The sequence below is a fragment of the Alkalimonas cellulosilytica genome (assembly GCF_036325985.1).
Taxonomy (GTDB): Bacteria; Pseudomonadota; Gammaproteobacteria; order Enterobacterales; family Alteromonadaceae; genus Alkalimonas; species Alkalimonas cellulosilytica.
The window spans coordinates 65142-74804 of sequence record NZ_JAUHLI010000018.1; the positions used below are offsets into that span (position 1 = coordinate 65142).

A 9663-nucleotide genomic window follows, 5' to 3' on the forward strand; every position below is an offset into this window, starting at 1 on the left:
CTAGACTCCTCTGCTCGTCAAAAAATCGGTGATGACGTTCGCCAGCAGCTCTGGCTGGCGCTCAAACACATAGGTACCTGCCATGCCCAAGTCCTGCAGCTGGCCTTGCTTCAGCAGCTTCAAACTGGCTGGCATAGCAGCATAGAGCGCGTCTTGCTGGCCGGCCATCAGCAAGGTAGGGCAAGCGATCTGCCTCAGGCAGCCGGCAAAATCATGCGCCGCTACCGCCTGATACAACTGCTGGTAGCCCTTGCCCAGTTGCAAGGCCGAGCACAGTTCCCGTTCGGTGATAGCAAGCGGCAGTGCCGGGTCCTTGGCGCGCAGGTACTGCCAGAGTGGCAGCAGATGGCTGCCATCATCACTGCTTGGCAAGGGGTATGGCATGTTCTGCAGCCGTTGGCGCAGCGTCTCATCCAGCAGCGGTGGGCCGGATAGCACAGCGGCTTGAAGTCCTGGCAGCCAAAAGGCCGCCATCTCGGCCGCCACGGCGGCGCCGGTATGGTGCCCGACAATGGCAGCAACAGGGCTAGCATCAAGCTGGAGCGACGCCAGGCTGCAGGTCAGACAAGCGGCCAGCGCTGAGATGCTGGCGGTGTGCTGCTCACTGCTGATAAGTGCATCCGACTGACCACAGCCGGGCAAATCGGGAGCGACACAGCAGTAGTGGCTAGCAAGCAGCTGCATCAAGGGTTCAAACATGGCGCTGTGGCTGGGCGCCTGATGCAGCAGCAACAGCAGCGGGCGCTCTGGATCGCCGGCGCTGCGAAGATGCAGCTGTGCGCCTGCGGGCAGGCTCAGCCCCAGATCTTTTGGCGCCCTCAGGGCCAGGTAACGGCGCTCTACCGGGAAAGACGCTGCTGTCATAGCGAATCGTCCAGTTCCATGCTGATCCACTTCAGATCGGTAAATTCGGCGGTGGAATAAGCGCCACCGCTTCGGCCAACGCCGGACAACTTGCTGCCGCCAATCGGCGCCAGCGCATTGCTTTGAAACGCATGCATGCCGATATGCACCGAGCCGGCCTGAATAGCGCGCGCTGCCTGCATCGCCCAGACCATGTTTTTGGTCAGCACCGCAGAGGACAACGCATAGTCGCTGTCATTGACACAGGCAATCCCTGCGGCCAGGTTGTCGACTTTGATGACGGACAACACCGGGCCGAACAATTCTTCGCGCCAGGCGGTGCAGTGCGACGGGGTATGCAGCAGCACGGTCGGCTGATACACCAGCCCTTGCTGCACCTTGCCGCCGGTCAGCAGCGTCGCCCCGGCGGTGACGGCTTCATCCACCGCCTGCTGCACTTTGTGCACCGCCTGACGGTTAATCAACGGGCCGTAGGCACTGCGCTCATCACGCAAATCCCCTAAGTACAGCTTTTCTGCCTGTTGCTTTAACGCCGCGACAAAGTCATCAAAAATAGCGGCTTCGACCACGGCACGGCTATTGGCCATGCAGATCTGACCGCTGTGGGTAAAAATGCCCTGTGCCACGACGGCGGCCGCCTTGGCAGGATCGACATCGCGCAGCACCAGGGCGGCACTTTTCCCGCCCAATTCCAGCTGGGTGCGCACCATGCGCCTGGCGGCGCTGGCACCGACCAGCTGGCCAGTGCGGGTGGAGCCGGTTAAGGCGATGCAATGCACATCCGGGTGTTCGGTTAACGGAGCGCCACACTCAGCGCCAAAACCGCTCAGCACGCTGATGGCTTTGGCAGGCAGGCCGGCTTCAAGCAAAATCTGGCCCAAGGCCACCGCTATCATCGGGGTTTCTTCCGAGGGTTTGATCACCACGGCATTGCCGGCAGCCAGCGGAAAGGCGGTCATTTTGCACAGCAAGGACAAAGGCGCATTGTAGGGAGACACCACCGCCACCACGCCAAGCGGCTGGCGCAACACCATCGAGATGCGGTTGGGGTTGTCGTTTGGAAAGGTCTGGCCATAAAGGCGACGGGCTTCACCGGCGGCGGTGCGCAGCAAATCCACCGTGTAGCGGATCTCAAAACGCGCCTTTTGAATGGTGGAGCCACTTTCATCCATCAAGAGTTCCAGCAGCCGCTCCAGCCCCTGTTGCTCGATGATGTCGGCGGCTTTTAGCAGACAAGCTTCGCGTTTGGCTGGTGCCAGTGCAGACCACTCGACAAAGCCTTGCTGGGCCAGGGCAACCGCCCGGTTCACATCTTCGGCATTGGCACGGGCCGAGCGGCCAAGCGGCTGTTCGGTGGCCGGCGCCAGCACCTCAAAATAAGCACCGCTTTGCGATGGCTGCGCTTTGCCATCCAGTAACAACTCGGTTTGTCTCATCCGGCGACTCCTATCACCCGGGTGCCCCGGAAAAACTCAAAGGTCTCCACCACGCCTTCATCGCCCAGACCACTTTTGCCCCAGGCAGGGCGCGGGGCCATCGGATTCAGATTCAGCAAGCTGATGGCATTGATTTTGATACCGCCGGTGCGGATGGTCCGGGCCAGTTGCCAGGCGTGCTCTGGCTCGCCAAACACATAGGCGGCCAGGCCAAAGGGTGTCTGGTTGGCCAGGCGACTGGCCTCTTCGTCACTGGCAAAGGTGTGCCAGCAAGCGACCGGGCCAAAGACTTCATCCAGCGTCAGCTCGGGCGAGAGCCCCAGCACCAGGGTCGGTGGAAGGTAAAACCCCTGACTGGCTGGAACGGCGGTGGGTTGCAGGATGTCGGCGCCCTGACTGCGAAAGCGGTCAATCGCCTGCTGGACATGCTGTTGATGGCCGCGATGCACCAGCGGGCCCATCTGCGCCTGTTCATCGCTGGATGCACCCAGCCGCACTGCTGCCAGCAAGGGTTTGACTTTGCTCAGCAAGGCTTCGCTAAGATCCTGATGCACCAGAATACGGCCAAGGGCACGGCACCACTGAGCATTCATGGTGGTCAGCCCCGTCACTATGGCGGCGGCGGCCTGATCCAGATCGGCACCGGGTAGCACCAGCATCGGGTTGTTGCCACCCAGCTCCAGCTGCACCGGTTTGATTTGTTCGCCACAGACTTTGCCAATGGCCGCGCCAGCAACAGCGCCACCGGTAAAGGACACGCAACGGGTGCGCTCATCCCGTACCAATCGACTGCCGACCATGGCACTGCCATGCAGCAGTTGGAACACACCCACCGGCAAATCAGCGGCTGCAATGGCTTCGGCAATCAATTGCGCAGAGCCTGCCGCCCATTCCGATGGCTTAAAGAGCACACTGCAACCCGCGGCCAGTGCACTGGCTATTTTGTGACAGGCAATGCCCGAAGGGGCATTCCAGGGGGTAATGATGGCGGCCACACCTAGTGGCAGCCGGGCGATTTCGACATCGCTGTAAGTTCCGGGCAAGTACTGCACCGAATCGCGGTTTCGCAGCACCCCGGCGGCGGCCCGAAAGGCGGCTGGGCAAATGGCCGCTACTTGCCGGGTTTGGCTGATGACCACACCATTTTGCAGGGCATCGATCCGGGCAATGGCCTCGGCCATCCCTTCCAGTTGGCTGGCAATGCGCTCCAGCGCTTCGGCCCGCATCTCGGGGGCGGCCAAACACCAGCTGCCCTGGTCAAAGGCTTGCTGTGCACTGACCAGCGCCTGTTCCACCTGTTCGGCACTGCTGCTGGCCTGATAGCCCAGGATGCTGCCATCGTTCGGGTTGGTCAACGCCATCGCCGAGGGGGTGGTCGCCTGCCAGTCACCGGCAATAAAATTGCGAAATTCTGGTAACTGCGTCATGAGGCTTTCACACCAAATTGTTGTTGCTCCTGGCCATCGGTTTCCATTTGCGCTGCCATCAGGCGACCACGCTCGGCCGGAAAGGCCTGCACCAGTGCCATCGCCATATCGCGTAACCCTTTGGCGGCCGGGCCATGGTTGTTGGTGCCGGTGGTGCCCAGGCATTTAAGGGCATTGACGGCCACTTTAAAGCCGTATTCAGACACCTGGCCTTTGCACAGCCGCCAGCGTTTGACCACTTCGGCTTTGGTTAAAATTTCCGGCTCTGCGGTTTCAAGCTCCAGTTGGCGGCGCAGCCAGAGGCTGGCGGTTTCCAAATCGGCCATCATCTCGCCAATCAATTGCTGGTGCATCGGCGAGCTGGCAATGGTAGCACCACTGTCACCAAAGGTGTTGCTGGTCAGGATCTGCAGGGTTGCCCGGTAAATCGACCAGGCTTGCCCCAGATAGACGGCGATGCCCGCCAGCTGGTTGCCGACAAAGCTGCCGCGGCTCATTTGCATGCAGCGGGTAAAGGCGGCCGGCACCGTTAGTGCATCGTCACTGGCAACAAACACACCTTCCAGAATAAGGCCGTGAGTGGCGGTGCCGCGCATGCCGATGGCATCCCACTTTTGCCGCTCTTTCACACCGGCAGCATCCCGGTCGACAAAGAACGTGCATAGGCCACTGGCATCGGTGGCACCTTCCAGGCTGGCGGTGACCAGGTAACGGTCGGCCACGCCGGTGGCGCAACCAAAGCTTTTCACGCCGCTTAAGCGGTAACCGCCATCTACCGGCCGGGCTGTGGTGCCAATGGTGATGGAAGCGGTCTGAGACTTCACCGTTTCGCTGGCAAAGTTGGCCAGCCACAGGCCGTCCCGTCCCATGCTGGTCAGCACTTTTTCAGCAAAGGCGCGCACCAGCGGGGTTTCTTCGGCACTAAAAAGGCCGGCTTCGATGGCCTCTAACGCCAGCAGGCCGCGGGAGGCCGACGAGCAATGAAAGAAATACGCCAGGGCGGTCGAAGGGCAGACCGAGCCCATGGCAAAGGTGGCTGCCGCCAGATCGCGCAAGCCGCCACCCAGTCCACCGTACTGCTCTGGAATAATCAGCCCAAGCAAGCCGGCGTCACTTAAGGTTTTAATGTGAGGCTGGTAAAAGCTGCCGCTTTGATCAACCTGAGCGGCGGCTTCTTTCAACGCTGGCAGCACCGATTCAACCCGCTGTGCTCTGGCTTTTTCTGCGGTATCCATGCCTTCTACAAAATATTCTGCGGTAAGTTTCATAACCTCTCCTTTGCGTTCAACGCAACTGTGCTTTAGGCGTGATTGGTTTTAAGTAGCGTGCGCAATTGCTGACCGGCTTCAGCGCCAATCAGCGCATCGATGCGTTGCCAGACCGGGTCAATTTCCGGAGAAAAAATCGCGGCTCTGTTGGCGCTGTCCCGCTCGGCCAGCAGGGTGTTGCTGACAGCAAAAGTGGGTTTGTCGGCAATCAGTTGCTGCCAGTACAGGCGGTAGCGTTCGACAAAAGGCGTGATGCTGGCAAAGCCCTCGGCATTGGCACGGTGCACCAGCATCCAGGGCGACATGGTGGCGCGTTGAGCCGGGCTGATATGGGCCGGGGTGATGCCTGGCAGTTGTTCGGCTTCCTCAAACACCGGCGTTAGCGGCACAAAGATCCGGTTCATGTAATCGGTATGGGCTGCCAAATCCAGCTTGGGGATCAAATCCAGGTGGTAAGAATAGTGTTCACCGGCTTTGACCGAGTCGAGCGTAAAGTGCGGCAGCACCGAGTCGCTGGCGGTAAAGGCAAAAATCATATGGGAGTCGAGCTGCATGGCCGGGACTACGATGGAGCAGGTGACCAGACGCTCGATCTGATCGCCTCTGAACAAGCGGACATGACCGACCTGACCCTGCACCATGGGCAGCTGGCTGATAAGCCGCATGTAAGGGCCGCCGTCGCTGCCAGTTTGCTCGGTCAGCTGAAAATGACGGACGATGGCATCCAGGGTGTTGTCGCTGAGTTGTTGCGGTAATGAGGTACTCATGCAGAGGCTCCTTCTGGGGTGGTCGCCTTAATCATAGGATCCAGCAAGCGCCAGGGCCGGTTGGCAATTAAGTGGGTGCGGTGGGATGCGACTTTATTGGCGGCCGCTTGCGGGTGGATCTCAGCCTGCAGCACCGGCTGTCCTGGCTGGCCGCGGATAATGACCGGGGCGCTTAACAAGCCATCAAAAGCGCGTTCTTTCCAGGGGGTCATCAGGGTAAAGTCGGTTTGCAAATCACAAATCAGGTGATGGCCACTGTGATGATCGGCGGCAACTAGATTGACCCGGTTTTCTGCTGCCCGTTCGACCAGGCCAGTATCGGTCAGCCAGCGCTCTTGCAGCTGCAGTGGCACCAACACCACTTCGGCCCCTTGCATCGCTACCAGCCGCATGGTTTCCGGATAAATGGCGTCGTCTTCACAGAGTACCGCCAGCTTGCCAAAGGGGGTAGGCAGAATGCGAAAGGCATCGCCATGCACCTGGCCGGCAAAACGCTGACTGTGATGCACCTGAGCTTGTTGGTGTATCAGGCCCTTGGCGCCAATCAATACCGCGCAGTGGCTCAGACCGGCATCGGCTGGTAGCAGCAGGGTAGTGGCTACCAGCGTCTCCCCCTGCAACAGCTGTTGCAGCGCGTTGAGCAGTTGCTGGCTAAAATGTGCATCCTGGCTGGCATCGCTGGCTTTCCACGGCAACTCGGGCAAGCAAATCAGCGGGATTTGCTGGGCCTGCGCCTGCTGTACTTGCTGCAGCAAATCGGCCAGAGCTGCTTCGCCGCTCAGTTGACTGCTGATGGCGGCTGCCTTCAGCACGGCTGGGCCTTCAAAAGCCGGCAGCGGCTGTTGGGCCGGATCCTGGCCCAGCGATTGATAGAGCTCAGGCCTGCGCTCGCGAAAAATATCGCTGCCATCCGGCCGCCGCTTATCCAGCGCCTGAGTTAAATCAATCTCAGCGTAAATAATTTCTTCGTCATGGCCAGCCAGCGCCAGCACAGTGCCATCCGGTGCCACCACCTGGCTGTCACCGGCACCGCTTAAAAACTGCACCGGAATGTTGACTGCGGCTGAGACCGGTTCCAGCATGGCCTCCGGGATCAAAGGCCCAACTTTATTGGCGGCCACCACAAAGACTTTGTTCTCGGCAGCCCGCACCGGTATATGCAGGTTGCCTTCATCGATGGCAAAGGAATTTAAGCTGTTGCAGAGCAGCTGAGCGCCACGCAATGCCAGGCAACGGGGCGTTTCGTTGATCACGCCATCCATGCAGGAATAGAGGGCTATTTTACCAAAGGGCGTATCGACAATGGGGCTCGGTTCAACCGCCGGTTGCAAAAAGTCATTTTCATGGCCAATCAGTACCTGCTTATTGGCTTCGGCCAACAGCTTTCCTTCTGGTGAATACAGCAAACTGGTACCTGTGACCTGTTGGTTGGCACGACGTACCGTACAGTTGATCACCAGGTACGCTTTTACCTCGGCAGCGGCTTTGGCAATGGCGCGTAGGAAATCGCCATCCAAATCCACCGACACCTGATAACAGTGTTCAGCGTTGTCGTACCAGGAGTTGTGATTGCAAAATTCAGGCAATACCATCAAATCCGGTTGTTGTTCACCAGCTTGTGCTATTATTCTGAGGCAAGTTGCCAAATTGGCTGAAACATCGTTGGTAACGGCAAATTGAGCTGCAGCAACTTTCATAATTTTCCCGCCTTGTAAGTGATCGCTTTTGACCAATGCGAAGTAATAATAGACTTAATGTATTATTAGTATATCATTAAGTCAATACCGTGCATGCAGAAGGATGATCTTATGGTTCAATACAGTCTTGCGTTAGCGCTTTACGATTACATTCCTATCGTGTTGTTTGTCACAGGCCTTTGGCTCACCGCCAAAGCCGTCGAACCGAATGCGCCGTCCATGGCCCGGCTGATGCGCTACGCCATCGTGCTGGTAGGGTTGGGGGGCTTTTGCAAAGCCAGTTGGAAATTGCTGATCGCCGCCTTTGATGTCAATTGGATGCTGCTCAATGATGCGCTCTTTGTGCTGATGGCGCCGGGCTTTACCTTTATTGCCTTTGCTATCTGGTCGGTACGCCGTCAACTGGCAAACCGGCCTTTACCGGCCACCGCCTGGCGCTGCCCGGCATCGGCGACGGCGCTTGGCCTCGGGCTGGCATTGTTGCTGGCACTGATGCTTAGCAGCAATGTCTGGTTCTTTGTGCTGCTGTTGCAACTGACGGTGGCCAATGTGCTTTTTACCTGGCACGCGATGAAATTCAGTCTCTCGGTTGGTAGCAAAGCAGCAGCGCTGTTGTTTGTTGCCAATATCATCGGCGTTTTTGTGATGTCTGGCCTGGCGAGGGTTGGGGATCCTAGCGAAGCCTTTCAGTGGATAGCACAAATCAGCAATACCGTCACTCAGGGCAGTCTGGCTCTGGCTGGCTGGCTGTTGTGGCAACGCGTTAAGCAGCCTGCCGCCGTCGGCGCTATGGCCTAATCAAAGGAAGCAACCATGCAACAAGAAATCAAATCGTTTTTGGGGGTGAAAACCAACCCCGGCGTGTCGAGCGGCAACATGATGGTGTTTTACCTGACCTGCCTGGCCTCAATTTTACTCGGCACCTTTATGAATGCCTTTCAGCCATTTTTATTCAGCGAGATCATGGCGATCCCGCGCTCAGAGCACGGGGTATTAAGTGGCAAACTGAACTTTGCCGGTGAAATCGCCATCATTTCCACCGTGGGACTTTGGGGCGCCGTGTCGGATAAAATTGGCCGGCGTCTGGTGATGACGTTGGGCTTTATCCTGGTCGGGGTGTCCTTTTACCTGTACCCCCACGCCGGCAGCGTCAATGAGTTGTTGTTGTACCGGGTGATCTACGGCGTTGGGATTGCCGCGGCAACCTGCATGATTGTCACCTTGCTGGCGGATTTTGCCCGCGATGAAAACCGCGGTAAAGCGGCTGGGTTTCAGGGCATTTGCAATGGCCTCGGTGCTGTGCTGGCGCTTTTTGTGCTGCTGCGCTTGCCTCAGTTTTTTCAAAATGCCGGTCAGGATGCGGTGCAATCCGGCATCTCCACTTACAACATCGTGGTGATCTTCGCGCTGGTGATGGCGGTGTTCTCCTGGCTGGGATTAAAATCCAGAGCGTCCAGTCATGAAGGGGAAAAGCTACCGTTGTTGACCATGGTGGCCAATGGCATCCGGGCCGGCCGTGATCCGGGCATTGCCCTGGCCTATGGCGGTGCCTTTGTCTCGCGCGCCAACCTGACCATAGTGGGTGCCTTTATGACGCTGTGGTTGTCGAATTACGGCATGGAAGAAGCCGGCATGTCGGCTGCCGACGCCTTGAAAAAAGCCGGCATTGTGGTGGCGATGGCGCAAGGGGTGGCTTTGTTGGGCGCGCCTTTCTTTGGTATTTTGACCGATAAAATCAGCCGGGTGAATGCCCTGATCATTGCGCTTTTTATCTCCTTTGTTGGCTACACCAGCACTTATCTGATTAGCGACCCTTTTGGCACTGCCATGCTGGTGGTGGTGGTGCTGATTGGCTTAAGTGAAATTGGCGCCATCATTACCTCGGGCGTGTTGATTGCGCAGCAAACGCCGCCGGAAAAACGTGGTGCTGTGATTGGCATCTTTAACTTAAGTGGCGCTGTCGGTATTCTGGTGTCCAGTCTGATTGGCGGCTATCTGTTCGATCACTGGGATAACTCTGGTCCCTTTGTCTTTATCGGGCTTTGCGCCTTGCTGGTAGCGGTTTGGGGACTGATGGTGCGCCACAAGGTGGTGCCTTACCAAAAGCCAGCACCGGACGATGCGGCCATGGCGGTGCAGGAAGTACCAGGCAATCCATAAATGCTCATAGCAAGCTCCAAAAACAACAAACCCCTGACAGAGCT

General features: G+C 58.1%; 8 protein-coding genes. 2 read left to right on the forward strand and 6 right to left on the reverse strand.

Annotated elements, in window-relative coordinates:
* Genes QWY20_RS15955 through QWY20_RS15980 form a run of 6 tightly spaced genes read right to left on the reverse strand, consistent with a single transcriptional unit; the run spans position 1 to position 7459 of the window.
* Positions 1–864, reverse strand: coding sequence for an alpha/beta fold hydrolase (locus QWY20_RS15955; RefSeq protein WP_330130000.1), 864 nt, complete (start codon positions 862–864; stop codon positions 1–3).
* On the reverse strand, positions 861–2300 hold the full coding sequence (locus tag QWY20_RS15960) for an aldehyde dehydrogenase family protein (RefSeq protein WP_330130001.1): 1440 nt from the start codon (positions 2298–2300) through the stop codon (positions 861–863). The genes QWY20_RS15955 and QWY20_RS15960 overlap by 4 nt, the downstream gene beginning before the upstream one ends.
* Positions 2297–3727 (reverse strand): aldehyde dehydrogenase family protein, encoded by a 1431-nt coding sequence (locus QWY20_RS15965; RefSeq protein ID WP_330130002.1) that lies wholly within the window; start codon positions 3725–3727, stop codon positions 2297–2299. Before QWY20_RS15965 ends, QWY20_RS15960 begins: the two co-directional genes overlap by 4 nt.
* The gene (locus tag QWY20_RS15970) at positions 3724–4995 is read right to left on the reverse strand and encodes an acyl-CoA dehydrogenase family protein (protein ID WP_330130003.1); all 1272 of its coding nucleotides are present in this window, start codon (positions 4993–4995) and stop codon (positions 3724–3726) included. The genes QWY20_RS15965 and QWY20_RS15970 overlap by 4 nt, the downstream gene beginning before the upstream one ends.
* A gap of 32 nt (positions 4996–5027) precedes the next feature.
* Positions 5028–5762, reverse strand: coding sequence for a hypothetical protein (locus QWY20_RS15975; protein WP_330130004.1), 735 nt, complete (start codon positions 5760–5762; stop codon positions 5028–5030).
* Entirely contained in the window at positions 5759–7459 is a 1701-nt protein-coding gene (locus QWY20_RS15980) for a nitrilase-related carbon-nitrogen hydrolase (RefSeq protein ID WP_330130005.1), read from the reverse strand. The genes QWY20_RS15975 and QWY20_RS15980 overlap by 4 nt, the downstream gene beginning before the upstream one ends.
* Before the next feature lie 111 nt (positions 7460–7570).
* On the opposite strand from QWY20_RS15980, the gene QWY20_RS15985 reads away from it, so the two are divergent.
* Positions 7571–8257, forward strand: coding sequence for a hypothetical protein (locus QWY20_RS15985; protein WP_330130006.1), 687 nt, complete (start codon positions 7571–7573; stop codon positions 8255–8257).
* Between the two features lie 15 nt (positions 8258–8272).
* Positions 8273–9619: an MFS transporter gene (locus QWY20_RS15990; protein WP_330130007.1), complete on the forward strand. Its 1347-nt coding sequence runs from the start codon at positions 8273–8275 to the stop codon at positions 9617–9619.
* The last annotated feature ends 44 nt before the right edge of the window (positions 9620–9663 follow it).